Genomic DNA, 221 nt, shown 5'->3' with positions numbered 1-221 from the left:
CCCCAGTCAAACTGCCCGCCTGACACTGTCCTCTCACCTGCTTCAAGGTGACGAGTTAGAAGATCAATACCTCAAGGGTGGTATCCCAACGTCGACTCCACCAAGGCTTGCGCCCTGACTTCTCAGTCTCCCACCTATCCTGTACATGATGTACCCATCTCCCATATCAAGCTGCAGTCAAGCTCCACGGGGTCTTTCCGTCTTGCCGCGGGTAACCTGCA

1 rRNA gene is annotated in these 221 nt (G+C 55.2%); it reads right to left on the bottom strand.

The features are described from left to right. A 23S ribosomal RNA gene (locus EFBL_RS13630) occupies nucleotides 1-221 on the bottom strand; the annotation flags it as partial.

The organism is Effusibacillus lacus, assembly GCF_002335525.1.
Taxonomy (GTDB): domain Bacteria; phylum Bacillota; class Bacilli; order Tumebacillales; family Effusibacillaceae; genus Effusibacillus; species Effusibacillus lacus.
This window is presented reverse-complemented; position numbering and strand designations above follow the sequence as displayed.